Annotated in this window: 23 protein-coding genes; 2 read left to right on the top strand and 21 right to left on the bottom strand. The window is 49.5% G+C overall.

The window, feature by feature from the left end:
* Window positions 1-8: 8 nt before the first annotated feature.
* The 12 genes from rapZ to ABNN70_RS07960 form a co-directional block, all read right to left on the bottom strand.
* Window positions 9-872, bottom strand: coding sequence for an RNase adapter RapZ (gene rapZ, locus ABNN70_RS08015; RefSeq protein ID WP_353947486.1), 864 nt, complete (start codon window positions 870-872; stop codon window positions 9-11).
* Between the two features lie 309 nt (window positions 873-1181).
* Window positions 1182-2132 carry a thioredoxin-disulfide reductase gene (gene trxB, locus ABNN70_RS08010; RefSeq protein ID WP_129928744.1) on the bottom strand — a complete coding sequence of 317 codons (951 nt, stop codon included), beginning with the start codon at window positions 2130-2132 and terminating at the stop codon, window positions 1182-1184.
* A gap of 122 nt (window positions 2133-2254) precedes the next feature.
* Window positions 2255-3766, bottom strand: a complete 1512-nt coding sequence (locus ABNN70_RS08005; protein ID WP_353947485.1) for a tetratricopeptide repeat protein — start codon at window positions 3764-3766, stop codon at window positions 2255-2257.
* 118 nt (window positions 3767-3884) lie between these two features.
* Window positions 3885-4538, bottom strand: a complete 654-nt coding sequence (gene ppaX, locus ABNN70_RS08000) for a pyrophosphatase PpaX (RefSeq protein ID WP_129928746.1) — start codon at window positions 4536-4538, stop codon at window positions 3885-3887.
* Window positions 4539-4631: 93 nt separating this feature from the next.
* Window positions 4632-5438, bottom strand: coding sequence for a prolipoprotein diacylglyceryl transferase (gene lgt, locus ABNN70_RS07995; RefSeq protein WP_129928747.1), 807 nt, complete (start codon window positions 5436-5438; stop codon window positions 4632-4634).
* Window positions 5439-5476: 38 nt separating this feature from the next.
* On the bottom strand, window positions 5477-6397 hold the full coding sequence (gene hprK / locus ABNN70_RS07990) for an HPr(Ser) kinase/phosphatase (RefSeq protein ID WP_129928748.1): 921 nt from the start codon (window positions 6395-6397) through the stop codon (window positions 5477-5479).
* A 113-nt stretch (window positions 6398-6510) separates the two neighbouring features.
* Window positions 6511-6885 carry a phage holin family protein gene (locus ABNN70_RS07985; protein ID WP_353947484.1) on the bottom strand — a complete coding sequence of 125 codons (375 nt, stop codon included), beginning with the start codon at window positions 6883-6885 and terminating at the stop codon, window positions 6511-6513.
* Window positions 6886-6892: 7 nt separating this feature from the next.
* Window positions 6893-7087 carry a PspC domain-containing protein gene (locus ABNN70_RS07980; RefSeq protein ID WP_129928750.1) on the bottom strand — a complete coding sequence of 65 codons (195 nt, stop codon included), beginning with the start codon at window positions 7085-7087 and terminating at the stop codon, window positions 6893-6895.
* A 289-nt stretch (window positions 7088-7376) separates the two neighbouring features.
* Window positions 7377-10262 carry an excinuclease ABC subunit UvrA gene (gene uvrA, locus ABNN70_RS07975; RefSeq protein WP_353947483.1) on the bottom strand — a complete coding sequence of 962 codons (2886 nt, stop codon included), beginning with the start codon at window positions 10260-10262 and terminating at the stop codon, window positions 7377-7379.
* Between the two features lie 7 nt (window positions 10263-10269).
* Window positions 10270-12240 carry an excinuclease ABC subunit UvrB gene (uvrB, locus tag ABNN70_RS07970; protein ID WP_129928752.1) on the bottom strand — a complete coding sequence of 657 codons (1971 nt, stop codon included), beginning with the start codon at window positions 12238-12240 and terminating at the stop codon, window positions 10270-10272.
* 178 nt (window positions 12241-12418) lie between these two features.
* A complete protein-coding gene (locus ABNN70_RS07965; protein ID WP_129928753.1) occupies window positions 12419-12718 on the bottom strand; it encodes an AbrB/MazE/SpoVT family DNA-binding domain-containing protein in 300 nt (99 codons plus the stop codon).
* A gap of 298 nt (window positions 12719-13016) precedes the next feature.
* The gene (locus ABNN70_RS07960) at window positions 13017-14201 is read right to left on the bottom strand and encodes a PDZ domain-containing protein (RefSeq protein WP_353947482.1); all 1185 of its coding nucleotides are present in this window, start codon (window positions 14199-14201) and stop codon (window positions 13017-13019) included.
* Between the two features lie 274 nt (window positions 14202-14475).
* Between ABNN70_RS07960 and ABNN70_RS07955 the strand changes: the two genes are divergently transcribed.
* The gene (locus ABNN70_RS07955) at window positions 14476-14931 is read left to right on the top strand and encodes a DUF6141 family protein (RefSeq protein ID WP_353947481.1); all 456 of its coding nucleotides are present in this window, start codon (window positions 14476-14478) and stop codon (window positions 14929-14931) included.
* A 224-nt stretch (window positions 14932-15155) separates the two neighbouring features.
* On the opposite strand, the gene ABNN70_RS07950 is transcribed toward ABNN70_RS07955, so the two are convergent.
* The 7 genes from ABNN70_RS07950 to raiA all read right to left on the bottom strand — a co-directional run bounded on the left by ABNN70_RS07950 (window position 15156) and on the right by raiA (window position 24334).
* Complete coding sequence (locus tag ABNN70_RS07950; RefSeq protein ID WP_353947480.1) at window positions 15156-16616, bottom strand: S41 family peptidase; 1461 nt, start codon at window positions 16614-16616, stop codon at window positions 15156-15158.
* 90 nt (window positions 16617-16706) lie between these two features.
* Entirely contained in the window at window positions 16707-17600 is an 894-nt protein-coding gene (ftsX, locus tag ABNN70_RS07945) for a permease-like cell division protein FtsX (RefSeq protein WP_353947479.1), read from the bottom strand.
* A complete protein-coding gene (gene ftsE, locus ABNN70_RS07940) occupies window positions 17590-18276 on the bottom strand; it encodes a cell division ATP-binding protein FtsE (protein ID WP_353949407.1) in 687 nt (228 codons plus the stop codon). The genes ftsX and ftsE overlap by 11 nt, the downstream gene beginning before the upstream one ends.
* Window positions 18277-18594: 318 nt before the next feature.
* A complete protein-coding gene (locus tag ABNN70_RS07935) occupies window positions 18595-19491 on the bottom strand; it encodes a YitT family protein (RefSeq protein WP_353947478.1) in 897 nt (298 codons plus the stop codon).
* Window positions 19492-19634: 143 nt separating this feature from the next.
* On the bottom strand, window positions 19635-20735 hold the full coding sequence (gene prfB / locus ABNN70_RS07930; protein WP_353947477.1) for a peptide chain release factor 2: 1101 nt from the start codon (window positions 20733-20735) through the stop codon (window positions 19635-19637).
* 29 nt (window positions 20736-20764) lie between these two features.
* On the bottom strand, window positions 20765-23287 hold the full coding sequence (gene secA / locus ABNN70_RS07925) for a preprotein translocase subunit SecA (RefSeq protein WP_129928760.1): 2523 nt from the start codon (window positions 23285-23287) through the stop codon (window positions 20765-20767).
* Window positions 23288-23782: 495 nt separating this feature from the next.
* Window positions 23783-24334, bottom strand: a complete 552-nt coding sequence (gene raiA / locus ABNN70_RS07920) for a ribosome-associated translation inhibitor RaiA (RefSeq protein ID WP_129928761.1) — start codon at window positions 24332-24334, stop codon at window positions 23783-23785.
* A gap of 400 nt (window positions 24335-24734) precedes the next feature.
* Between raiA and ABNN70_RS07915 the strand changes: the two genes are divergently transcribed.
* Window positions 24735-24884 (top strand): hypothetical protein, encoded by a 150-nt coding sequence (locus ABNN70_RS07915; RefSeq protein ID WP_353947476.1) that lies wholly within the window; start codon window positions 24735-24737, stop codon window positions 24882-24884.
* A 298-nt stretch (window positions 24885-25182) separates the two neighbouring features.
* On the opposite strand, the gene ABNN70_RS07910 is transcribed toward ABNN70_RS07915, so the two are convergent.
* Complete coding sequence (locus ABNN70_RS07910; RefSeq protein WP_353947475.1) at window positions 25183-25521, bottom strand: hypothetical protein; 339 nt, start codon at window positions 25519-25521, stop codon at window positions 25183-25185.
* Window positions 25522-25528: 7 nt separating this feature from the next.
* Window positions 25529-25924, bottom strand: coding sequence for a flagellar export chaperone FliS (fliS, locus tag ABNN70_RS07905; RefSeq protein WP_353947474.1), 396 nt, complete (start codon window positions 25922-25924; stop codon window positions 25529-25531).
* Between the last annotated feature and the right edge of the window lie 12 nt (window positions 25925-25936).

Genomic DNA, 25936 nt, shown 5'->3' with positions numbered 1-25936 from the left:
GGTCTCAACTATCCTCTCTTAATGTCCCGGTGCGACACACTCGTCGGATAGTCAGCTGAAAGAGTCTTGCCGAGCCATTCCGTCAGAGCTACCGAGCGATGTTTCCCGCCCGTACAGCCTATGGCGATCACCAGCTGTCCCTTCCCTTCCCGTTTATACTGAGGGAGCATAAAGTGCAGCAAATCAGTTAATTTCTTTAGAAACTGCCGGGTCTCTGTCCACTTAAGCACATACTCCGAGATATCCGCATCCAGACCCGTCCGGTCACGCATATGTCTGACATAATACGGATTGGGCAGAAAGCGGACGTCAAACACAAGATCCGCATCGATCGGAAGACCATATTTAAATCCAAACGAAAGCAGGTTCACGCGAAAAGATGCACTTTCCGAATCAAATTCACTGATGATCCGGTCGCGTAGCTGCCGTGCAGACAAATCGGTTGTATCAATATAGTACTGTGCCAGCCCTTTAACCTCTTCAAGTTTCTCCCGTTCACGCCGGATACCGTCTATCGGCCGACTCTGCGGCGACATCGGATGGGATCGGCGTGTCTCTTTATACCTTCTGACGAGTGTCTGATCTTTCGCATCCAGAAATAAAATTTTAGGTCTGATTTTATCTAACCTGCTTAACGCGTCCAGTGATGAAAACAATGAATCGAAAAATTCCCGCCCGCGCAGATCCATAACCAGAGCCACTTTGTTTAATTTATCCGAGTCCGAATCCTGAATCAAATCAATAAATTTCGGCATCAGGGTTGGAGGCAGATTATCAATACAGAAATAACCCAGGTCCTCGAAAATCCGTGTCGCAACAGTCTTTCCGGCACCGGACATTCCTGTTATAATCACCACTTGAATGTCTTTCATCCATGATCCTTCCCATCGCCTCTGAATTTCGGAAATGCTGAGTCATCAGGACTCCTGTCACTTCTTCTTTCAGTATACTCGAAAACCCGTGAATCAGGAAGGCTTTGGAAAATGGCTGCAAAAAAAAACAGCACGGAATGACTTTCGCGCCGTAAATGATTTATTAATAACAAGGGGGGTCAATTCAATTTTATGATACCCCATTTTCATTTCAGAACCGTTACATCAAGATTAAAGATGGATAATACTGGAGCTGAAAAGGCGCTTTACGACTGCGACCAAAGGCACATTGTCCAGGCGCACCTCACATCAGCTAACCGCCGAAGCATCCTTGAGTTTCTCAACATACTTCTGAGCATTATCAGCTGCAATACTTCCATCGCCGGTTGCTGTTACAATCTGGCGAAGGTCTTTCTGGCGCACGTCGCCTGCAGCGAAAATACCAGGTACGCGCGTCTCCATCTGTTCATTCGTCACAATGTATCCGTGCTCATCGGTGATGTTCAGATTCTCGACGGCTTTAGAGAGAGGATTCATCCCGACATAGATGAATACGCCGTCTACCGGGAATTCAGAATCCTCACCCGACTTCTTATTGTGCAGAACAAGGCTCGATACTTTTCCATCCTTACCTTTAATCTCTGTGCAGATGGTATTCCAGATAAAATCAACTTTTTCATTATTGAAAGCCCGGTTCTGCAGGATTTTCTGCGCACGCAATGCGTCGCGGCGGTGAATAATCGTGACACTCGAAGCAAAGCGCGTGAGATAAGTCCCTTCTTCAACCGCCGAATCGCCGCCTCCGATAACCGCCAGCTTCTTCCCCTTAAAGAAAGCACCGTCACAGACCGCACAGTAGGAAACGCCACGTCCGGCAAATTCCTTTTCACCGGGAACACCAAGTTTCCGGTACTCGGCTCCGGTTGTCACAATCACGGTACGGGCTTTATAAACCTTGCTGCCGCAGTCCACGGTTTTATATTCCTTTCCATCGCGAATCTCTTTAATGTCCCCATAAGCATATTTGGTACCAAACTTCTTGGCATGCTCAAACATCTTATTGGAAAGGTCAGGGCCCAGGATCGATTCAAACCCGGGATAATTTTCAACAGCTTCTGTGTTGGCCATCTGTCCTCCCGGAATGCCCCGTTCTACCATAATCGTTGTCATGTTTGCTCTGGCAGCATAGACCGCTGCAGTCATCCCTGCCGGACCTGCTCCGGCAATCAGGACATCATAAATTTTCTCGTCTTCGGCCAATGTATATCTCAGTCCCTTCCTGTTTTTCCATGATCAAATTGTAATCATTATTATCTGCTCATCACTTATTTTATGCTAATGAATCGAAAAACCAATGTCCAGAAAGTTGCTCAGACAGCCGCTTAATCATGCACCAGTTCCTCTTCCCATTTACGATTCAGCACCTGAGAAAGCACGCCAATATGTTTTCGAATCCTGTAAACCGTCGTCCCGGCCAGATCAGCAACCTTTTTCTGAGAAGTTTTGACACCGAATTCTTTCTCCCATAAGTAATACAGAGCTGCCGCCCAGCCCAGACTGTCTGCTTCTTTGTCCGGTCCGATCACAGAATCGACCACGGACCAGAAGCTGTAGATTTCCGGCTGCTTCATCGCTTCTTTCTCGCCGCCTGTCAGCTTTTCAACGATCCGCATGATTTCAAGGCGGCTATTCTTCATCCCTGTCTGATTTTCTTCAAGTAAGCGACCGGCAATGTCCCTGATCTGGGGCGTCGGACCTTTTCGAGCTGTATCCGCGAGCAGCTGCGCATCTCCATGATGAGAAAGATAGAAAAGTGAAAACAGCTGATAGGACAGGTTGTTCTCCCAGATTTCCTTTCGCAGCAGATCCTTCACCATAAAGTTATCTGCCGTTGATTCTTCAAACATCATATCCTGAATTTTATTGTATTTGAATGGATGGAAGGGTTTATTACTGAAATAGTCCACACGCTTCCAGTTTTTCTCCGCCTGCTTCCTGTCGCCTGAGTGAAAGGCGGCCAGCGCCAGCCAGAAGCGAAAGACCTGATCACAGTGAACCCCTCTTTTTTCCGCTATCCTGAGCCACCTGTAAGCCTTTCTGTATTCACCAAGATAAAGATAGGTCGATCCAAGTTTTCCACAGTGCTCCGGTACCATCGGATACAGGCTGTCCAGCCGGTTCAAAATCTGTTTCAGATGCGGCGTGTCCCCCTCCTGATAAAAAAAGGTCGCCATATTGCAGAGGGCATGAACGTTGCCCGGATCCTTACTCAGAACCAGGTCTGTTTCGGCAAGGGCCTGATTGATGTTTCCTGTTGAAAAATAGGCAATCGACAGGTTGTTCTGAGCCGCAAGAAAATCCGGATTCAATTTGAGAACCCGCTGAAACAGCGCTGCGGCTTCGGTAAAGCGGCCGTGCTCAAGCGCCATCCGGCCCTTTTCATGTTCTTCTACATAAGCCGGCTCATCATCGGGCAGTTCATCATCGGAAGACAGCATGTCGCACAGCTGCCTTGCTTCATCTGAAAAAGCACCATGGGGCTCCAGCGTCATATAAAGCTTTGCCGCATCCAGCGCTTCATCGAATGCCCCCATATAGGCATAGTTATTTGCCATAAAAAAGTAGCATTCGGTCATATGTGTATCCAGCTCGCAGACCACTTTTTTGAGCAGACCGATTGAAGAATCATACTGCTCCAGTTCGGACATGATGGCGGCCTGCTGACACAGATATTCGACGTCATTCGGCCTTATTTTCAATGCGCGTTCCATATATTTGCTTGCGCGATTAAGATCTCCTTTTTCAAAACAGGTCATACCCCTCTGGTAGAAAAATTCGCCATTGGGATAAAAAGAAATCACCTGGGCCTTTTTGGGCCGGTTTGCTTCTTTCATAACTTCTTTCTGCCTCCGTAAAGCATGATTCATCACGTTCATTTCAGTATAACATACGATTAGGAAACATACCGGTGACACGTTTATTACGTTTCATTTCTGCAGCACGCTTCCCGCTTTACATGGCTGCTGAATCTTCCCGACGGACGATGTCCAGCAGGTCAATCATGGAATCAAGGAAATAATCCGGGTGAAGTCCTTCCAGAACGGAACGCTCTTTGAGTGACCAGCTGACAGCCGCTGTCCGAACATGCGCCGATGAGCCGGCAAGAATGTCCGCCGGGCTGTCACCCACCATCATCGTTTGTTCTGCTGTTGCATGAAGGCGGGCTATGGCCGTTTCAACCGGTTCAGGATCCGGCTTAAAATGTCCGACTTCATCTCCGGCAACAATCGTCGAAAAATAATCGTTCATATGGGTTAACGTTAATCCGCGTTCCACCATATCCCGCCTTTTCGTACTGACCACACCCAGATGGCACCCGGCCTTCCGGAGATTCTGAAGCGTCTCATGTACGCCCGGGAATTCCGTTACCAGCTGGTCATGATGCCGACTGTTATATTCCCGGTATACAGCAACCATCTCGCCGGCCAGGCGGGCATCCACCCGGCTGAAACTGGCATGCAGCGGCTCGCCGATAAACGGGATCAGATCCTCCTTGGTGTATTGACCTGGAAAATAGCGATCCAGTGTATATTGAAAGGACGCAAGAATCAGCCGGTTTGTATTGATTAGTGTTCCATCAAGATCGAACAGCACAGTCTGAATCACATTCAGACCCTCCCTCTGCATGTGTTGTGTTGCCCCCGGACATACTGAAGTGCCGCCTGTATTTTTCGAGCGGCACTTCCTGAATCTATCCAGCTAGTCCAGATAACGCGGACGCTTTTTATCAAATATCCGCCAATACAGAATCAGTCCGATACCGATAATGATCAGCACGACCGAGAGCCACTGGGATACCCTGAGCGTGCCAAACATCAGACTGTCTGTACGCAGTCCTTCAATCCAGGCGCGGCCAGCTGCATACAGCATCATGTATGAAACAAACACTTCGCCGCGTTTCAAATTCACACGTCTCAGGATAAGAAGCACAATAAAGACCAGAAAATCCCACACGGATTCATATAAAAAAGTCGGAACATAGTAAGAACCGTTAATCAGCATCTGATTAATAATAAAGTCGGGGAGATGGAGATTTTCCAGTGCTTCACGTGTTGTTTCAGCCCCATGTGCCTCCTGATTGATGAAGTTTCCCCAGCGTCCGATGGCCTGACCTAGAATAACGCTTGGTGCTGCGATATCCGCGACCTTCCAGAACGGCAGCCGGCGGACGGCACAGAAAACAATAGCCGTTCCCACCGCACCGATCAGGGAGCCATAAATCGCAATCCCGCCGTTCCAGATGGCGAAAATTTCCATCGGATGTTTTGAATAATAGGACCATTCAAAGATCACATAATAAAGTCGTGCAAAGATGATCGAAATCGGTGCAGCAAACAGGATCAGATCAACGTATGTATCCTGGGGCAGACCGCGTTTCCTGCCTTCCCGTATGGCGAGCAGCAGTCCGATCAATGCCGCAGCGGCAATAATGATCCCGTACCAGTATATGTGAATCGGCCCCAGCTGAATGGCGACACGATCCAAAGGCTCAATGTTCTGATCCATCTTTAGTTGTTCACCTCAGTCTGTCAAGTATTCAACAGTTATCTTTCATGGAGTGTATCATTCAGGCGGTCGGAGAATTGCTGTGCCGCATGAAAGCCCATATTTTTCAAACGATAGTTCATTGCAGCCACCTCAATAATGACGGCCAGATTTCGACCGGGGCGTACCGGAAGAACAAGACGGGGAACCTCTGTATCGATCAGTTTCGTCTTTTCTTCATCCAGACCCAGTCTGTCATACACTTTGTTCTGATCCCAGAGTTCCAGATGGATCACAAGGGACACGCGTTTATAATTTCTCACTGCGCCGGCACCGAAGAGGGTCATGACATTAATGATCCCCAGCCCGCGTATTTCCAGTAAATGCTGGATCAGCTCAGGTGCATTGCCGATCAGTTCGGATTCACCCTCCTGGCGAATCTCCACTGAATCATCCGCGACCAGTCGGTGTCCGCGTTTCACCAGTTCCAGTGCCGTCTCACTCTTGCCGACCCCGCTCTCGCCGGTAATCAGTACACCGACTCCGTACACGTCCACGAGTACGCCATGTACAGCAGTCATCGGCGCAAGACGCGATTCCAGGTAATTAGTAATCATGCTGCTCAGACGTGTTGTTTTCATTTTTGACTGAAGAATCGGTACATGGCGTTTGTTAGACGAAATAATGAATTCTTCCGGCACGTCAATGCCCCTGGAAATGACAATACACGGCGTCTGAGCTGTACAGAGCTGAGAGGTACGCTTGTAGCGTTCATCCATGCTCAGTTCATTAAAAAAGGAAAGCTCGGTCCGTCCGAGAAGTTGCAGACGGCGTCTGGGATAATAGGTAAAATAACCGGCGATCTCCAGCCCCGGCCGTGAAATATCGCTGACGATGATTTCACGGTCAATTCCTTCTTTCCCGCTGACAAGTTTCAAATTGAAATGATTAATCAGTTCACTGACACGCACTTTGTTCATGAGCCTGACCGCTCCTTATTGCTGTTGATATGAAACCGGCCGGCACTGCCCGCCCGGCTGCCATGATGAGGCACCTTTTGCCTTTATTTTACCATATATTTTCGCATTTCGGATCAGCGCCGGCGAATGGGTTTAATGATAAATGTCTGAATGATCAGCTGGAAGATTGCCATGATAATGGCAACAATCAGGGCACTGCCGAATCCGTCCAGCTGAAAGGCGGGGCCCATAATCGCCGAGGTCAGAAGCAGCATCAGGGCATTAATCACAAAGATAAAGAATCCAAGGGTCAGTAAGGTCACCGGCAGGGAGAACAGGATCAGGATCGGCCGGATGAAAAAATTGAGCAGGGACAGAATCGCGCTCGCGACGAATGCCGCCCCGACTCCGGACAGATAGACCATGGTGTGTAAGTATCCTGCCAGCGTCATTAAAATAATCATATTGATGATGATATTTATCATAACGTTGGCAAACCATCTCTTCATCAAAAAATCACTCTCTCTGTTCGGGGATCACAAGATAAGCCAGAAAATAGCCGATCACACAGGGAAAAAAGGCCGTAACGATTAATAATACAATAAAAATCAGACGAATCAGCGTCGGATCTATATTAAGGTATTCACCAATGCCGCCCAATACGCCACCAAGAATTTTATTTTCTCTTGACCGGTACAGCTTTTTCTGCATCTTTAGTTTCCTCCCGGAAAATATTTTTTCTCACTTATTCAACTATACCCTTATGCCCTGCAGATTAACAAGCAGAATGTAGTCAACTTTGCTCCGGCCGGTCTGTGCGAATGGCTCTTTTAAGCTCCTGACGATTTATCTATTTATCCCGCATTAACGGGCAGTAAGAACCCCCACCTCAAAGTAATCAGGATAAACACACATGCCCGGGTGAGGGATCACTGCCCGCAGCCGCCCGATGGGTTCAACGAACAATCAGTGGGAATGAAGCCCCCCCACTGATTGAGTTTCACTTTATCTGGCTTCCGGCCGCCATTTTCTGGCTCTTCATCCGGTCAGCCATCCGCTTACGGTCCCGTTCAAGGATCGGTTTCAGATATTTACCGGTATAAGATCCGGCTGTTTCCGCAATCTGTTCCGGTGTACCACTGGCTACAACCGTTCCTCCGCCTGCACCGCCTTCCGGTCCAAGGTCAATCAGGTAATCCGCGCATTTAATGACGTCCAGATTGTGTTCGATAATCAGGACGCTGTCACCGCTGTCGACCAGGGCCTGGAGGACGCGCAGCAGTCTTGCGATGTCATCGGTATGCAGCCCGGTCGTCGGTTCATCCAGAATATACAGGGCGCGCCCCTTTGTCCTTCTGTAGAGCTGTGAAGCGAGCTTGACACGCTGCGCCTCACCGCCGGACAGTGTGGTTGCCGGCTGCCCGAGCCGGATGTAACCGAGCCCGACCTGATCCAGTGGTTCAAGGCGACGCTTGATCCGCGGTACATTTTTAAAGAACTCCAGTGCTTCCTCCACGGTCATATCCAGGACATCGGCAATGTTTTTCCCTTTATACGTGACGTCAAGCGTTTCCCGGTTATAACGTTTCCCGTGACACACTTCACAGGGCACATAAACGTCCGGAAGAAAGTGCATTTCAATTTTAATAATCCCGTCACCGCTGCATGCTTCACAGCGCCCGCCTTTGACGTTAAAACTGAAGCGGCCTTTTTTATACCCGCGGACCTTTGCCGCACTGGTTGCCGCAAAGACTTCACGGATCATATCAAAAACACCGGTATAGGTGGCCGGATTGGAACGGGGAGTCCGTCCGATCGGTGACTGGTCGATTTGAATCACCCGGTCGAGTTCTTTGATGCCTTTAATCTGTTTAAAGGCGCCCGGCAGTTCCCTGCGCCCGTGCAATTTCTGAGCCAGCGCTTTGAACAGCACGTCATTGACGAGCGTACTCTTCCCGGATCCGGATACACCGGTGACGACCGTCATGACGCCAAGCGGGAAACTGACACTGATGTCTTTCAGATTGTTGGCTTTTGCTCCGGTAATTTTAATCGCCCGTCTGGTAACCTTCCTGCGCTTTGCCGGAATGGGAATGAACTTTTTCCCCGACAGGTACTGGCCGGTCAGCGAATGGGTATTCTTCATGATTTCCGCCGGGGGACCCTGGGCAGTAATCTGTCCGCCATGTTCACCTGCACCGGGACCGACATCAATGATGTAGTCCGCGGCGAGCATGGTATCCTCATCATGTTCCACGATAATCAGCGTGTTACCCAGATCACGCATGCCGAGCAGGGTATGAATCAGACGGTCGTTGTCCCGCTGATGCAGGCCGATCGACGGCTCGTCAAGGATGTAGAGCACCCCCATCAGCTGCGAACCGATCTGAGTGGCCAGTCTGATCCGCTGTGCTTCGCCGCCGGAGAGCGTTCCCGCCGGACGGCTGAGTGTCAGATAATCAAGGCCGACATCGATCAGGAACTGAGTCCTCTGCCTGATTTCACGCAGAATCAGTCTGGCGATCGTCTTCTCCTTTGGTGTCAGTTCCAGAGAATTGAAGAACGTCTGCATGTCACGGATTGACAGCTCCGTCACTTCACTGATCTGTTTTCCGCCAATCTTCACAGCAAGCGCTTCAGTCCTGAGCCGGTATCCGTGACAGGTCGGGCAGACTTTCCGGGTCATATACGTCGACATCTGATCGCGGACAAAATCGGAACTGGTTTCCCTGTAGCGGCGTCCAATATTCGGGATCACACCTTCAAAGTACATGTCTTTATCACGTACATCGCCAAATTCATTTTCATAATGGAAATGGATCCGCTGCGTGCCTGACCCGTACAGAATAATTTTCATCTGTTCCGCCGGCAGTTTTTTAACCGGGATGTTCATATCAATGCCGAAATGCGCACAGACGGCTTTCAGAAGCTGCGGATAATACTGCGAGCTGGTCGGTTCCCAGGCAACAATCGCCCCGTCGGCAAGGGATTTGCTTTTATCAGGAATAACCAGATCAGGATCAACTTCCATCCGTGCACCAAGCCCGTCACAGTCCGGGCAGGCACCAAACGGACTGTTGAAAGAAAATAGTCTCGGTTCCAGTTCACCAATTGAAAAACCGCAGTACGGGCAGGAATGCTGCTCGGAGAAAAGCAATTCTTTTCCGCCGATGATATCGACAATGACACGACCGTCTGTCAGCTTGCAGGCTGACTCCAGTGAATCTGCAAGGCGCGCTTCAACACCGGGTTTCACAATAATCCGGTCGATGATGACATCAATCGTGTGCTTTTTATTTTTTTCAAGTTTAATGTCTTCGCTGACTTCATGGATCTCGCCATCCACCCGGACACGGACATAGCCTTTCTTTTTAATGTCTTCAAGAACCTTCGCCTGCGTCCCCTTCCTTCCTGAGATCAGCGGTGCGAGAATCTGCAGCCGGGTCCGCTCGGGGAAGACCATGATCCGGTCAACCATCTGTTCAACAGTCTGTGACGAAATCTCAATATGGTGCTTCGGACAGAAGGGATGGCCAATACGGGCAAAAAGAAGGCGCAGATAATCATAGATTTCTGTCACCGTGCCGACGGTAGAACGCGGGTTATGACTTGTCGTCTTCTGATCGATAGAGATGGCCGGAGAAAGCCCCTCAATGGCGTCCACATCAGGCTTTTTCGTCTGACCCAGAAACTGGCGGGCATAGGCGGAGAGCGATTCAACGTAGCGCCGCCGGCCTTCCGCATAGATGGTGTCGAAGGCCAGTGATGATTTCCCTGATCCGGACAGTCCGGTGACCACAACCATTTTGTCACGCGGAATGGTCACGTTGACATTTTTCAGATTATGTTCACGGGCACCTTTTACGACGATATTTTCAAGTACCATGAGTCTGTTATCCCTCCGCCTTCAGTTCATGAATAATATCTCTGAGCTCAGCGGCCCGCTCGAAGTCGAGTGATTTGGCCGCCTTCTTCATTTCAGTTTCCATGCTGATAATAGTTTTCTTCCGTTCCGTCTTTGTCAATTTGCGTTTCTTCTTCTTACCGGATTTCTTCTGATCCTTCGCTTCATACGTAGCCTGAATCAGTTCCGGAATGGCTTTGCTGATCGTCTTCGGCGTGATATGATGTTTTTCATTAAAGGCGTTCTGGATCGTCCGCCGGCGATTCGTTTCATCAATCGCTGCGCGCATCGAATCCGTGATCCGGTCGGCGTACATAATGACCTGCCCTTCCGCATTACGCGCCGCCCGGCCAATCGTCTGGATCAGCGACCGTTCAGAACGCAGGAAGCCTTCCTTATCGGCATCAAGAATCGCAACGAGCGAAACTTCTGGAATGTCCAGCCCTTCACGGAGCAGATTGATGCCGACCAGCACATCAAACTCACCGCGCCGCAGATCACGGATAATCTCAATCCGCTCAAGTGTTTTAATTTCTGAATGCAGGTAGCGGACTTTAACCCCCATACCCTTCAGGTAATCCGTCAGGTTCTCCGCCATTTTTTTAGTCAGCGTCGTCACAAGGACACGCTCATTGCGTTTCGCCCGGATATTGATTTCATTATAAAGATCGTCAATCTGCCCCCTGATCGGACGGACAAGAATTTTCGGATCAAGCAGTCCGGTCGGGCGGATGATCTGCTGCACCGGCTGACCCGAGTGTTCCATTTCATAGTCACCGGGCGTTGCAGAGACATAGACAATCTGATTGACTTTATTCTCGAACTCATCAAACGTCAGCGGACGGTTATCTTTCGCCGATGGCAGGCGAAACCCGTGATCGACAAGGACATTCTTCCTTGCCTGATCCCCGTTATACATCGCCCGTACCTGGGGAAGCGTCACGTGCGATTCATCCACCATGATCAGAAAATCATCGGGGAAATAGTCCAGAAGCGTATACGGCGGATCTCCCGCCTTGCGAAAAGTAAGATGCCGGGAATAGTTCTCAATCCCTGAACAGAACCCTACTTCCTCCATCATTTCCAGATCATAACGGGTCCGCTGTTCCAGACGCTGCGCTTCCAGCAGTTTGCCGTTATCGCGCAGCACCTTCAGCCGTTCATCAAGCTCCGCCTGAATATTTTTAATGGCCCGTGTCATTTTCTCCTGGCCGGTAACGAAGTGCGAAGCCGGATAGATGGCCACATGATCCCGCTCACCGACAATTTCTCCGGTCATCGGATCCATTTCGGTCAGCCGGTCAATTTCGTCACCGAAAAATTCAACACGGATGCAGTGATCGTCACGCGATGCCGGGAAGATTTCAACCACATCGCCGTGCACGCGAAACGTTCCGCGTGTAAAATTCACATCATTACGTGTGTACTGGATATCTACCAGCCGGCGCAGCATCGCGTCTCTGTCTATTTCCATCCCCGGCCGGAGTGAAACAACAAGTGACTTGTACTCTTCCGGAGAACCGAGGCCATAGATGCAGGACACGCTGGCGACAATGATCACATCGCGGCGCTCAAAAAGTGCGCTTGTTGCCGAGTGCCGTAATTTATCAATCTCATCATTAATACTCGAATCTTTTTCAATATACGTATCGGTCTGGGGGATATAGGCCTCAGGCTGATAGTAATCATAATAACTGACAAAATATTCAACAGCATTGTTCGGGAAGAATTCCTTAAATTCATTGTACAGCTGGCCGGCCAGTGTCTTATTGTGGGCGATGACCAGCGTCGGTTTCTTTACCTGCGCAATCACATTCGACATCGTGAATGTCTTTCCTGTTCCTGTTGCGCCCAAAAGTGTCTGGTGCTTCTTTCCACTTTCAATGCCCTGAACAAGTTCACGGATGGCCTCAGGCTGGTCCCCCTGCGGCCTGTAACTGGATACAAGTTTGAAGTCCATGCATCCGACCTCCCGTTTCTCGAAATCGTTAGTTCAAATTATATCATATCCAAAGGGTGAAAGGACAGAAAAAGCGAACAAATATTCCCGGAAGGAAGGTGCGCTTTTCACTATCTGAACACACAACAAAAACGCTCCCTCACCCTGTGACGGCTGGAAGCGTTTGTACTGTAACGTATCATATATTTTTTGAATGTGCATCTTCACCCATATACTTTTCTATTTCGCTGACTACTTCTTTCGCTGCTTTCCGGCTCAGAATCAGTTTTCCGTTTGCCAGAACCAGGTTGTCCGGCGAGACTTCATTCGTAATCTGGCAGGCCATGCTTGGAACATATTTCTGGAAAATAATTCGATCCTCTTCAGTAAAGATTTCCAGTGGATCGCCTTCTTTAATATTCAACGTTCTTCTCAGTTCTATGGGAATCACGACGCGGCCCAGCTCGTCTACTTTACGTACAATACCGGTGGATTTCATGCTTCATTTTTTCTCCTTTCCTGGATTTATACGATCCCTAAGTAAATCATAGCACAATACTGGATAACATTAACATTTAACGCCCATGGAATTTCTTTGTCCGTCAGCGTTTTATTTCAGATTTATGGAACATCCGGGAAATGCTCCGATACGGCTCCCGCTTTCAGACGTCACGGGCAGCGCACCTCTCAAAGCTCCATTTCCAAACTATGAAAATCTGGAAAAAGAGCCGCTCGGTTATTTTACCGGATTATGTTCCATACATAACCTTCGCATGAGGCAGGTCCGCTTTGTCTTTTTAACCCATTTCCGGCTCAAGAAAAAGCAGTCCAATTCTGTGACTGTCACCCTCATGTATTGTGCCCTTAACAAAGCGTGGTTCCCCAAACCGGTCGAGTACTTCCAGTTTACAATAGGCCGGATTTTTCTGCAGAGCCTGATAAAAATCATATTCACTTGTCACCGTAACATCATTCACCTGCAGAATCTGTTCACCGGAGAGAATTCCCATCCGTGCGCCAGGAGTATGCGGAATGACGCCGATGACGCGAATGCCCTGATTCGGCATGGTGTAATAAAAGGGGCGCGACTCGCGCAGGTAATGATGATACCAGACCAGACCCAGGCGCCCGACCAGGGCCAGAAGACCACCGATCACCGCCATGAAGGGCAGGTGCAGATCCGGCCAGGCCAGCCCCACAAAAAGTGCCGTAAATCCTGTACAGATTAACAGCCAGTGACCCGTCTCACGTACAGCACGCCCGGGAAGTGTGTGCGTGATCAGCTGAGCAATACCGACGCCAAGTGGAAACATGATCAGACCGTACGAACTACCTGTATCGGGAATAAACGGCCAGGGGCCCGCCGACCCTATGGGTCCCGAGGGAGAAGGAAGTAAGAGCAGGAGCGGGACAATCCATAACTCACTTGCTTCATGAGCCCCTGCGAGTCCGCCGCGACGACTGTTAATCAGCCGCGGAGAGGACTGAGACGCACCCCAGAGATAAACGAGCAGGCACTCCATCAGCATACAGACGACGACGAAGACGCCGAGAGAAAAGAAGTTCACCTCGCGGATCTCACTGATCCAGCGGTTGATCAGCGAAAAAGGCGTCTGAAAATCAGGCATGAACCATGCAGCAGGCATGGCCAGACCACCAGCAATCGCCGGTGAAAGAAAACGAAGCTGCGTCGTCAGCATGATGACCAGATAAGCACAGGAGAACAGCACGATTACCCCCTGCGTCAGCGCCGTACCGGAAACAAGCAGGAGTACTGATCCGCTGAGCCCCATGAGTAAAGAGGGCACAATACTCCTGAAAATCGTATTGAACATGCCATATGCCTTAACATGAAATGAGCGTCGCTCCCGCCGGACACGCTGCGCACTGAACAGAAACAGTCCGGCAACCAGCAGGTAAAAAACCGGATTTAAGAAAAAAGAGGCAAGGCCTGATAAGATCGATCGCACAATATCCGCCATTCGAATTTCCTCCACAATCATCAGCAAAATGAAGAATCTATTAGTTTAAGAATACAGCAAAAACACTCCCACTGTGAACAATTTGCTGAAAAAAACGATGAAACGGGGTAATCATTCCCAATAAAATAGATTCTATTTGTTATTTTGAACAGGGAAGGTCTCTGTTGGAGAACATCATATTCAGTTCGAAAAATCTCCGGGGCAGTAAAAAATTTAAGCGCTTTATTATTTTCTACGGTCAGGTACCGCGAAAAAACAACAAAGGAATGATAACATGGGAAAAAAAACTGACGCTACTTTACGTGAGGTCCAGGGGTTTTGGAATTCTCCTATTCTTTTTTGGCCGGTGATTTTAATTTCTGCCTCCGCATGGATAACATTTATTTTAAATATCACCTTATTTAATAATATTGACACTCCACGTGATTTATCTGGCTATTTGTTATTGCTTGGAATTTTGTTCCCGCTATTATTCTTTCTTGTCACGTTTACTATTGAGGTCAGGACAGACGGTGTATATTTTCGATTTTTTCCGTTTCACATTCGCTACAAAAAGATTCCCTTTAAAAGTATTGCTTATTATTATCCGGTAAATTATAGTACGATCTCTCGATTTGGAGGAATAGGAATTCGATTTAACTCTCGTGGTGAAAAAATATATAATTTGGGAGGCAACAAGGGAGTTGAATACAACAGGAGAAAAATTGGTTATAGGTACGAATCAAGATGAAAGACTTAAAAAGGCAATTGATCAAGTGAGATTCAAGTAAATTTTGGCTTTTCGCCGATAAGACCTGAACTTTGGCCATTAAATTTCTGTCCTGAAAATAACTTGAGTCCTGAACTGAAAAAGCGATCGATTCAGCATTCATATATTCAGGCTGACCGCGCGTGGCGACAGGATTGCCAGAAAGAAGAAAAAACCGGGTTTCCCCGGTTTTCATGCTTTGTCATTTATTTGATTTCTTTCAGAACTTCCTGAACCGCCGCACTGAGCTGGCGATCGTTCTTCGGACTGGCAATGGCTTTCAGCGTAGCTGCCTGAAGCGCTTCAGCTGTTTTCTGATCAATGTTTCCTGTCACAGGCAGACTGACGTCCTTCTGAAAAGCGCTGACCGCACGGGTTGTCTCTCTGCTGAAGTACCCGTCAGCACGCTTCGGATCAAATCCGGCCGCTTTCAGCATCTTCTGAGCGTCAGCAATATGCGAGCTCGTCTGATCCGGCTTCAGAACCTGGTCCTTCTTCAGAACCAGCGGTGCGGCATAGAAATAATCCGGCTGCTTCACTTGAATTGTCGGCTGAACCCCTTTCTTGTGGATCCAGTCTCCGTCTGGCGTCAGCCACTTATTGGTGGTCAGTTTCAGTTCACTTTTATCAGAAAGCTGAATGCCCTGCTGAACCGTCCCTTTACCGAATGATTTTTCACCGACCAGGCGGTAACCTCCGGCCTGTTTCAGGGCGCCGGCCAGAATTTCCGACGCTGATGCACTGCCGCCATCGATCAGACCGACAATCGGATAGTTCTTTTTCTTATTCGATGTTGAGTAAAACGGCTGACGCTTACCCTGTCGGTCTTCGATCTGAACAATCGGCTTCTGATTCGGCACAATCAGGTTGGCTATTTTTTCAACAGCCTGCAGATAGCCGCCCGGGTTCCCGCGCACATCCACAATCAGGCCCTGCAGTTTCTGTTTTTCAAGAGATGTCAGGGCGTCTGCAAACTCCTGGTCGGTTTTTTCGTTAAACTGTGTAATGGCGATATATCCGATCTGACTGCCTGACTGCCGGATCATCCGGCTGTCAACCGTGCGCAGCGGAATGTCATCACGCTTAATAGAAAAGCTAAGTTCATTATCCGTGCCCGGACGCCGGATACCCAGTTTGACGACCGTTCCTTTTTTTCCGCGGATCCGGCTGACGGCTTCGTTGATGTCGAGGCCCTCCGTCGTCTTCCCATCGATAGAAACGATCTGATCATTTGGCCTGATGCCGGCTTTCTCAGCCGGTGATCCCTTGATCGGTGAAACAACACTCACTCTGTTTCCGACCATCTGGACTTCGGCTCCGATCCCCTGGAAGGATGAAGAAAGGGATTCGGTGAATGCTGTGGCATTTTTGGCATTCATGTAGCTTGAGAAGGGATCACCCAGCGCGCTGATCATCCCTTTTATCGCGCCGTCATACAGCTTGCTGCTGTCGACTTTCTGAAAATAGTCTTTTTCAATTAAATCGTGAATGGCTTTTATTTTTGCGGTCTCCTGGTCTGCCGCGGCTGAACCGGTCTCCACGGCCGGCGCCGTCGTCTGTTCATTGCTCTTGGTCAGGCTGTATACCACAAAAGAACCCGCCGCTCCACCAATCACGAGCGACAGCACCATCAGTAAAGCGACTATTTTGCCGCTGAATTTTTTCATCCTGCTGCCTCCTTCAGTATCTGTAAAATACGCCCCGGGCAGCAGTCAACAGCTCCAGAAATGATCATCGTCCGTGGCCGGTGTTGCCTTTCAGACCTTGAGAAATTTCCGTACTGAACTCAGACTGCCCCAGACGCCGATTGCTGCGCCAATGCCGACCAGAAGCAGGCTGAGATGAAGCGTCATCGTTTGATAAGGAATCAGCCTGATAAACATCTGGGATAAACTGCCCCCAAGATTATAATAGGCAAAATGATAAACAATAATAACCAGAACGACCGGAATCACTGCTCCAAGAACGCCCATCATCAGCCCTTCAAGGAAATAAGGCCAGCGGACAAAGGCATTGGTCGCACCGACATATTTCATAATTTCGATTTCCCGGCGTCGGGCAACAATCGTCAGTTTGATCGTGTTGGCGATCAGGAAGATCGATGTAAACAGCAGACCGATAATCAACACGATACCGACATTCCGCGCGATGTTGATGAACTTGAACAGTTTCTCAACAGTCCCTTTTCCGTAGCGGACGTCGGACACATGCGACAGACTTTTCACTTCTGACGCAACACCGATCGTCTGTTCCGGCTGATCGGTTTTCAGGATAAAGGCGTTCGGGAGCGGATTCTGTTTCGTCAGATCCTTAAACGTCTTCTTGTCACTGCCGAGACTGTCCATCAGATTATTCAGCCCTTCTTCTTTAGGCTGATAGGCGACGGACTGCACATTATTGATCCCCTTCAGCTGATTCTCCAGCCGGTTTGTATCCGCCTGCGTCGCCGACTGATCGACATAGACGCGAACTTCCACATCACTCTCAATATCTCCGGCAATTTTATTCAGATTGAAGAGCACCATCAGAAACAGTCCGACCAGAATGAGAGAGACGGTTACGGCACTGACGGAGGCAAAGGTCATCCATCCGTTTCGACCCAGGCTTTTGAAGCTCTCATTAACGTGTCTGTGCAGTGTCCTAAGCTTCATAACCGTAACCCCCTTCTTCTTCATCCCGGACGATCATGCCGCCCTCAAGGGCAATGACTCTGTGCTTGATCCGGTCCACGATATCACGGTTGTGTGTCGCCATGACAATCGTTGTCCCCTGTTCGTTGATCCTTTTGAATACATCCATGATCTGCCAGGAGGTTTCCGGATCGAGGTTCCCCGTCGGTTCATCGGCGATCAGGACCGGTGGACGGTTACAGATAGAACGGGCAATCGATACGCGCTGCTGCTCGCCGCCGGAGAGCTGATTGGGGAAGGAACGTATTTTATGCTTCAGTCCGACAAGATCCAGGACCTCCATCACGCGGCGTTTGATCACGCGCGGCGGCTCCTCGATCACTTCAAGCGCGAAAGCGACATTTTCATAAACAGTCAGTTTCGGAAGCAGACGAAAATCCTGGAAAACAATGCCGATCTTCCGTCTCAGATAAGGAACCTGTCTTTCTTTCAGCTTAGCTATATCTTTATGAGCGACAAGAATTTTGCCTCTCGTTGGTTTCAGTTCTCTGAAAATCATCTTGATAAACGTTGACTTGCCGGCCCCACTGGGTCCGACGATATAGACAAATTCGCCTTTCTTAACCGAGAGATCAATACCATTTAGTGCCATGACACCATTAGGGTAAGCTTTCCAGACATTCTGCATCTGAATCATGTCTTCCATATGTTGTGTTCCCCCATGCTCCCTTTGAAAAATTTAACCAAAGTCTCTCTGTTTCCCTGGCAGAGCCTGTTTTTAAAACTATTCGAACAGCCGGTAAAATAAGCGGGTATCCCGGCTGATGCAAAATGACACAGGTCGACAGATTCTGCGGATTTCTCTGCCTGCTCTGCCGCCTTCCTTATGTATCAGAACTTGCCACGAGCGACCTTAATCAATTTTTATTATACCATTCAAACCCGACCGATTACGTAAGAAAAATATTACATTTCAATTTCAAGATCTGACAGGATGCGACAGAAATGAAAAAAATCAGACTCCCCGGTAAAATCCCTTGCCGAATACTTCCGTCGCATTCGTGACGATAAAAAAGGCTTCGGGATCAATGGAGCGGATCAACTGTTTGAGATGAGTCAGCTCGCTCTGCGAAACGACAGTCATCAGCATCGGCCGGTCATCCCCCGTATAGCCGCCGCGGCTGCTGATCCGCGTCACCCCCCGGTCGATCTCCTCGAGAATGGCGCGCCGCATCTTGTCTTCCCTGTTTGAAATCACGAGAGCCATTTTCTCTGTATTGAACCCGAGCTGGACGACGTCGATCATTTTTGCCTGAAGATAAATGCTGATCAGCGCATAAAGTGCTGATTCCAGGGAGAGCGTAAAGGCAGAAGCAAGGACAATCGCACCGTCAATGGCCGACACGCAGAAACCAAGTGAGAGCCCGGTAAACTTCTGGAAGACCTGACCGGCAAGCGCGGTGCCACCGGTCGAGCCGCGTCCGCGAAAGACGATGCCCAGCCCCAGTCCGACCCCAATCCCGCCAAAAAGTGCGCCGAGCAGCGCATTGTGGGTCGCAGCCGGCCAGTCTGCCGTCAGAAAAACGGAGAGCGGCAGCATCAGCGTACCAATCAGCGTCTTAAGCGCATAATCAAAATAACCGAAGCTCTTCCCGAGCATCAGGATGCCGATGATAAAAAGCGGGATATTCAGTCCCCAGAGGACATAGGCCGGCTCCCAGCCGAGTGTCCAGTGCAGAATAATGCCGATCCCGCTGACACCCCCCGCTGCAATTTGATTGGGCAGCTGAAAAAGATTAAAAGAAATACCGAGAATTGTCGCACCGGCAATCACATAAAAATAATCCAGTACCGCCGCTTTCCATCCGCGTGGTGCGGCAGCATGCTTGTCCCTTTTCGCCAGGAAAGACATGACTTGTGCTCCTTTGTTCCTGTTTTTGATGAGGAGCCGGGACACATCCCGGCAATAAGATAAATAAAGTGAAATTTCAATCAGTGGAGTTTTTCTTCTCAAAGTAAAAAAAGGAGCCGTCGAGGCTCCTTTTTCAGTCCTGATCATGACAGATTCAGTCTGAGACAGGCATCGATGAATGGATCGATGTCTCCGTCCATCACCCGGTTCACATCGCCGATTTCCACATTCGTCCGGTGATCTTTCACCATCGAATACGGATGGAAAACATAGGAACGGATCTGACTGCCCCAGCCAATTTCCTTCTGTTCACCGTGCAGAGCGGCTTTTTCTGCTTCGCGTTTTTCTTCCTCCATCTGGTAGAGACGCGATTTCAGCATCTTCATCGCCTGATCCCGGTTCTGAAACTGAGAACGTTCAGACTGGCAGCTGACCACAATCCCGGTCGGAATATGGATCAGCCGGACCGCCGATGACGTTTTATTGATATGCTGCCCACCGGCGCCGCTGGAACGGAACACTTCCATTTTCACGTCTTCCGGACGGATGTCAATGTCGATACTGTCATCGAGTTCCGGAGTCACCTCGCAGGAAACAAAGGACGTATGACGCCTGCCTGCTGCGTCAAACGGAGAAATACGGACCAGACGGTGAATGCCTTTTTCCGTTTTCAGATAGCCGTAGGCATCCGGACCTTTGATCAGCAGGGTGACGCTCTTCACACCGGCTTCATCCCCCGGCAGATAGTCGAGCGTCTCGACAGAGTAGCCGTGGCGTTCCGCCCAGCGTGTGTACATCCGCAGCAGCATGGACGCCCAGTCCTGGGCCTCTGTCCCACCGGCGCCGGGATGCAGTTCCAGAATCGCATTGTTCCGGTCATGTTTGCCGCTGAGCAGCAGCTGCGTTTCATAATGATCGAATGCCTTACCGGCTTCGGCAAGTGAGGTCTCCAGTTCGTTTTTCAGGTCAGCGTCATTTTCCTCTTTCACGAGTTCATAGGCCACCTGAAGATCTTCAAACTTCGTGATCAGCTCGCTGAGGGAGTCGACCTTGCCCTTCAATTCATTGGATTCATCGATCACTTTCTGGGCTTTTTCATTATCATCCCAGAAACCGGGCAGGGTCATCTGTTCCTCAAGCTCGGCGATACGCTCCTTTTTGCTGTCTAAGTCAAAGAGACCCCTAAATTCTTTGAGACGGCCTGCCATCTCGTCGATTTCATGTTTCATTTCTGATAATTCCATTGTTCATCCTGCTTTCTTACTGCCTGGACTTATTTACCGTGGCAGTTCTTATATTTTTTACCGCTGCCGCATGGGCATGGGTCGTTACGCCCGACATGCATCTTACGGACAAACGGTTTTTTCTTCTTCGGCTTATCATCCTGACCGCCTGAAATGACGTGCAGACCGTGAGTGACGCGCTCGCGTTTAATCGGCTCTTCCGGCTCACGAATTTCAGCACGCATCAGGAAGTTTACTACTTCCTCTTCGATGCTCGCAATCATTTCTTCGAACATCTTGTAGCCTTCGACCTGATAGGCGCGGTACGGGTCAACCTGGCCGTAAGCCCGGAGGTAGATCCCTTCGCGGAGCTGTTCCATCGCATCGATGTGATCCATCCACTTCGTGTCGACCGTCCGCAGCATGATCACCCGCTCGAATTCGCGCATCCGCTCCGGCGTGAACTGTTCTTCCTTCTTGTCGTATTTGGCAATTGCCCTGTCATACAGGTCGTCAATCATCTCTTCCGGATCCTTGCCCTCAAGATCCTTAAGCGTCAGAACGCCGTCATCAAAAATACGTGCGTTCAGGAAATCGATGACCGACTGAAGATCCCACTCTTCCGGCACTTCATGCTCCGGCGTATGAGCCTTCACTTCATTTTCAATCACCGTTTTGATCATATCCTCGATATCCGGGCGAACGTTCTTCGATTCCATTACTTCCATGCGCTGCTTATAAATAATCTCCCGCTGCTGGCGCATGACATCATCGAATTTCAGCAGCTGCTTACGGGCATCGAAGTTGTTGCCCTCAACGCGCTTCTGGGCTGATTCAACAGACCGGCTGACCATTTTACTTTCGATCGGCGTCTCATCATCCATGCCAAGCCGTTCCATCATGCCCTTCATCTTGTCCGATCCGAAGCGGCGCATCAGATCGTCTTCCAGGGACAGATAGAACCGCGATTCACCGGGGTCCCCCTGCCGGCCGGAACGACCACGCAGCTGGTTATCAATACGCCGCGATTCGTGACGTTCTGTACCGAGGATGAACAGGCCGCCAAGATCAGCCACGCCCTCACCGAGCTTGATATCTGTCCCACGGCCAGCCATGTTGGTTGCGATTGTGACGGCTCCGACCTGGCCGGCATTTTCGATGATTTCCGCTTCACGTTCGTGGTTCTTCGCGTTCAGCACATTGTGCGGAATCCCGCGCCGTTTCAGCATTTTCGAAAGCATTTCCGACGTTTCAACGGCAACCGTACCGACCAGCACCGGCTGACCGCGGTGATACAGTGTCGCAATCTCTTCCACGACGGCTTTGAATTTACCTTTTTTCGTTTTGTAAATCAGATCCGGATGGTCTTCACGGATCATCGGCCGGTTCGTCGGAATCACAATGACATCCATATTGTAGATGCTCTGGAATTCTTCCTCTTCGGTCTTCGCCGTACCGGTCATACCAGCCAGCTTGTTATACATCCGGAAGAAGTTCTGCAGCGTGATCGTGGCCAGCGTCTTGCTTTCACTCTGGATCTCCAGACCTTCCTTGGCCTCAATGGCCTGATGGAGGCCTTCGCTGTACCGTCTTCCCTGCATCAGCCGGCCGGTAAACGGATCAACGATAATGATCTGACCGTTCTGAACGACATAATCCGTATCGCGGTGCATGATCGCATGCGCCTTCAGGGCTTCGGTGACATGGTGGTTCAGAGCGACATTGGAATAATCATACAGATTTTTAATATGAAAGAATTTTTCTGCCCGGGTCATGCCCTCTTCGGTCAGCTGTACCGTCTTCGTCTTGAGATCCACTGTGTAATCCTGCTTTTCTGTCAGAAGCCGTGCAAACTGATTAGCGCGGATATAAAGATCCGTCGACTTTTCCGCATTTCCGGAAATGATCAGCGGCGTCCGCGCTTCATCGATCAGGATCGAGTCCACTTCATCGACAATCGCATAGTTCAGCGGGCGCTGAACCATTTCGTCCTTATAAAGCACCATGTTGTCACGCAGATAATCGAAACCGAACTCGCTGTTCGTCCCGTAGGTAATGTCTGCGTTATACGCCTCACGTTTCTCTGCAGGCGACATGCCGGCTACATTCAGGCCGACCGACAGGCCGAGAAAATTATACAGAAGACTCAGCTGAGTCGCATCGCGTTTCGCCAGATAATCGTTAACGGTGATCAGATGAGCGCCCTTGCCCTCGAGTGCGTTCAGATACAGCGGCATCGTCGCAACGAGTGTTTTCCCTTCACCGGTTTTCATCTCGGCGATATTCCCCTGGTGCAGCGCAATCGCGCCGACCAGCTGCACGTAAAAAGGCGTCAGTCCGAGGATACGTGTCGATGCCTCACGGACAACGGCAAACGCTTCAGGCAGTATATCATCAAGTGTTTCACCATTTTCCAGGCGCTGCCTGAACTCCGGGGTTTTTGCCTGAAGTTCTTCATCGCTCAGCGCCTTCATTTCGTCGGCCATGCCGTCAACGACATGGGCCAGCTTTTGCATTTTGCCAAGCTTGCGGATGCTTGTATCGCCCAGAACTTTTTTAAGCATTCCTATCATGCCTGCATACACCTCAATTTTGACTTCCGCGTCATGCCGGGCCGGCACGCCGGGATGGTTTTGGTTTTTATCAGTCCTGTCCCTAATACTCACCTTCAATCACGTCCGGCAACTCTCCCGGCGTGATCTAATCATATGCCTTCTATTGTAACAATCTTCCCGAACAGTGACAATATATGAAAGAATGGTGAAAATTCACTGTTCAGTATATCTTTTCGCAGGGCACTCCGCCGATCAGGGGGAAAGTCACCCTGATGTCGTAAACAGCCCTGAAATACACACAACTTTCATTATACGCCAAGTTGAAATACTTGAAAACAGCCAGGCAGCTCTCTTTCTGAAACCCGGGCATGAAGAAAACGACCGAGCGGCACATTGCAGGCTTAATTTATCTGATACGACAGCCTGAATTCAAACGCTCATTATCACGCTAAAAAGAACCGGAAAGGATGTCTCCTTTCCGATTCCCCGTTCGACCTGCTTCTTCACCTGATGCTATTCCTGATCGATCAGCCCATACCGCCCGTCTTTCCGGCGATAGACGACATTAATAGTGTTACTTTCTGCATTTTTAAAAACAAAGAATGAGTGTCCCAGCATGTCCATTTGCAGGATCGCTTCTTCCACCGTCATCGGCTTCAGAACAAAACTCTTTCTGCGCACGATTTCAGGCGCGTCCTCCCCTGTTTCCGGTTCCGCCGTCCTGGTCAGCGTTGCACCGGCTGCTTCGCGTACCTGCCGGTCGTTCTGACGGCTCTTGCGGTACAGCTTCGTCTTATATTTCTTAATCTGACGCTCCAGTTTGGAAACCGCCTGATCAATCGATGTGTACATATCCTCTTCGCCCACTTCAGCTCTCAGGAGAAGCCCCTGTATCGGGATGGTGACTTCAACCACCTGTTCTGTGTTGTGCACCCGCATGTTGATGCGGGCACTCGTTGCCAGAGGCTCACTGAAATATTTCTCCAGCTTGCCAATCCTTTTCTCCGCGTATTTCTGCAGAGACGGTGTAACAGCGATATTTTCTCCCCGAATATTGATATCCATGAGAAAGCCTCCCTTCGATATTATATACTTTCGACATTCCCGTCCTGATTCCTTCTCAAACTGTAAAATTAATTTACAACACCCGTTTTCACCGACAAGGATCTGACAAAGTTTTTCGTTTGTTCACAAAATTGCCATCGATGCAAAACAAGTACTGATTTCATGCAATAATTCAATAGAATCTAAGCCAATGAAAGCGCTTTTTTCTATTGACCTTCCCCTGATTAACACATATAATAAAAACGCAATGAGGGATAACCCCCTCAGAAAGTGACGGGTTTCACAGGATAACCTGTTGCTCAGTGGTAGAATAGAGGTTTTGTCTGATGAACACTTTGTGATTATTTTCACGATGATGCTGTCAGCCGGTGAACCTATTACCAAAAAGGGGAGACATGACATGTCTGTACAAAAAGAAGAAATCATTGAACTGTTCGAAAAGCTGAATGATGATGAAAAGGAATCGACCTACAACTATCTGCAGTTCCTGGCCAGCCTGAATACAGAAGAAACTGCGGACAACGAAGGCGAAGCCGTTGCTGCTGACTAATAGACAAACCAACATGAACACGGAAAGGCCCATACGATGACATCAGATGCCATCGAATGGGCTGTTTTATTTTTTTAAAATGAAACTTCAATCAGTGGGAGTTTCGGGCACACAGGGCGTGCTTGTGCAGGCGTTGCGACAGGAGGCCCTCGTTTTTAGCCTGCATCATCTCCCACTGATTGTTCGTTGAACCCATCAGGCTGCTGGGACCCCACCTGGATATGTTCGTTTACCCTGAGATGGGGTTTTTACTGCTCGTTCATACGGGATAAAAAAACCACTGATCCACGGTCAGCGGTCACTCTCTTTTATCCAGATACATGCCATCTTTTGTCGGTCCGGTGTACGGATTGCGGTAGCGGCTGACGGTACGTTTTCGATGCTTAAACTGCTGCATCTCCTGGACGATGTCCTGGCGGATGGACCGCAGCTGCATATTGATGTGCTGATTGATCTCCATGATGTGCTGGCCGATCGCCCGCTCATCGGCACTGCACGTACCGGAGAGCCGGCTGAGCAGCCGGCCGCGCTCATCAAGCAGATGCTGCAGCTGTTTAATGAACGTCTCACGCGGCACCTGCTCCTGTTTTCCAAGCAAGTCCTCAATCTGCACCGTCTTATTGTAAATCTCCTGCATCAGCATCTCAGGCGCGGTTCCGTTTCGGTTGATTTTTCTGTGTGATCTCAATGACCTGCTTCCAGGTATCGCGGAAATCGGTGACCAGTCCCTCGACCTCATCCAGAATCTCCAGATCATTTTTCAGGTTCGCTTCAATCATCCGGCGGTAGATGTAGTCGTAGAGCTGCATCATACTTTTTGCGACCGGCTGCTTCTGGTCAAGGGTCACCATCAGCTCGTGGATGATTGCCTGCGCCTTTTGCAGATTAATATTTTTCTGCTCTGTTTCTTTCATTTGAACAGCCCTTTTCGACTGTCTGATAAATTTGAGACAGCCGTTATAAAGCATCAGGGTCAGTTCACCCGGTGTCGCCGTCAGTACCGAATTCTGTTGATAGGCTTTATATGCACTTGCAGGCATGGTTTTGTCCTC

This window comes from Sporolactobacillus sp. Y61 (assembly GCF_040529185.1).
Classification (GTDB): domain Bacteria; phylum Bacillota; class Bacilli; order Bacillales; family Sporolactobacillaceae; genus Sporolactobacillus.
The sequence above is the reverse complement of the archived record's forward strand: the minus strand, read 5'-3'. Positions and strand labels throughout refer to the sequence as shown.

Coding starts and splice junctions, on each gene's coding strand:
- ABNN70_RS07960 (WP_353947482.1), bottom strand. CDS start 14,201: ATGGCGGATATTGTGCGATCGATCTTATCAGGCCTTGCCTCTTTTTTC.
- uvrA (WP_353947483.1), bottom strand. CDS start 10,262: ATGGTACTTGAAAATATCGTCGTAAAAGGTGCCCGTGAACATAATCTG.
- ftsE (WP_353949407.1), bottom strand. CDS start 18,276: ATGATTCAGATGCAGAATGTCTGGAAAGCTTACCCTAATGGTGTCATG.
- ABNN70_RS08005 (WP_353947485.1), bottom strand. CDS start 3,766: ATGAAAGAAGCAAACCGGCCCAAAAAGGCCCAGGTGATTTCTTTTTAT.
- ABNN70_RS07935 (WP_353947478.1), bottom strand. CDS start 19,491: ATGTCTTTCCTGGCGAAAAGGGACAAGCATGCTGCCGCACCACGCGGA.
- raiA (WP_129928761.1), bottom strand. CDS start 24,334: ATGGATATCAATATTCGGGGAGAAAATATCGCTGTTACACCGTCTCTG.
- ftsX (WP_353947479.1), bottom strand. CDS start 17,600: ATGAAGCTTAGGACACTGCACAGACACGTTAATGAGAGCTTCAAAAGC.
- ABNN70_RS07955 (WP_353947481.1), top strand. CDS start 14,476: ATGGGAAAAAAAACTGACGCTACTTTACGTGAGGTCCAGGGGTTTTGG.
- prfB (WP_353947477.1), bottom strand. CDS start 20,735: ATGGAATTATCAGAAATGAAACATGAAATCGACGAGATGGCAGGCCGT.
- ABNN70_RS07965 (WP_129928753.1), bottom strand. CDS start 12,718: ATGAAATCCACCGGTATTGTACGTAAAGTAGACGAGCTGGGCCGCGTC.
- ABNN70_RS07915 (WP_353947476.1), top strand. CDS start 24,735: ATGTCTGTACAAAAAGAAGAAATCATTGAACTGTTCGAAAAGCTGAAT.
- lgt (WP_129928747.1), bottom strand. CDS start 5,438: ATGGATCAGAACATTGAGCCTTTGGATCGTGTCGCCATTCAGCTGGGG.
- ABNN70_RS07950 (WP_353947480.1), bottom strand. CDS start 16,616: ATGAAAAAATTCAGCGGCAAAATAGTCGCTTTACTGATGGTGCTGTCG.
- uvrB (WP_129928752.1), bottom strand. CDS start 12,240: ATGGACTTCAAACTTGTATCCAGTTACAGGCCGCAGGGGGACCAGCCT.
- fliS (WP_353947474.1), bottom strand. CDS start 25,924: ATGCCTGCAAGTGCATATAAAGCCTATCAACAGAATTCGGTACTGACG.
- secA (WP_129928760.1), bottom strand. CDS start 23,287: ATGATAGGAATGCTTAAAAAAGTTCTGGGCGATACAAGCATCCGCAAG.
- hprK (WP_129928748.1), bottom strand. CDS start 6,397: ATGAACAAAGTGCGTGTCAGTGAACTGATTAATCATTTCAATTTGAAA.
- ABNN70_RS07910 (WP_353947475.1), bottom strand. CDS start 25,521: ATGCAGGAGATTTACAATAAGACGGTGCAGATTGAGGACTTGCTTGGA.
- ABNN70_RS07980 (WP_129928750.1), bottom strand. CDS start 7,087: ATGCAGAAAAAGCTGTACCGGTCAAGAGAAAATAAAATTCTTGGTGGC.
- rapZ (WP_353947486.1), bottom strand. CDS start 872: ATGAAAGACATTCAAGTGGTGATTATAACAGGAATGTCCGGTGCCGGA.
- ABNN70_RS07985 (WP_353947484.1), bottom strand. CDS start 6,885: ATGAAGAGATGGTTTGCCAACGTTATGATAAATATCATCATCAATATG.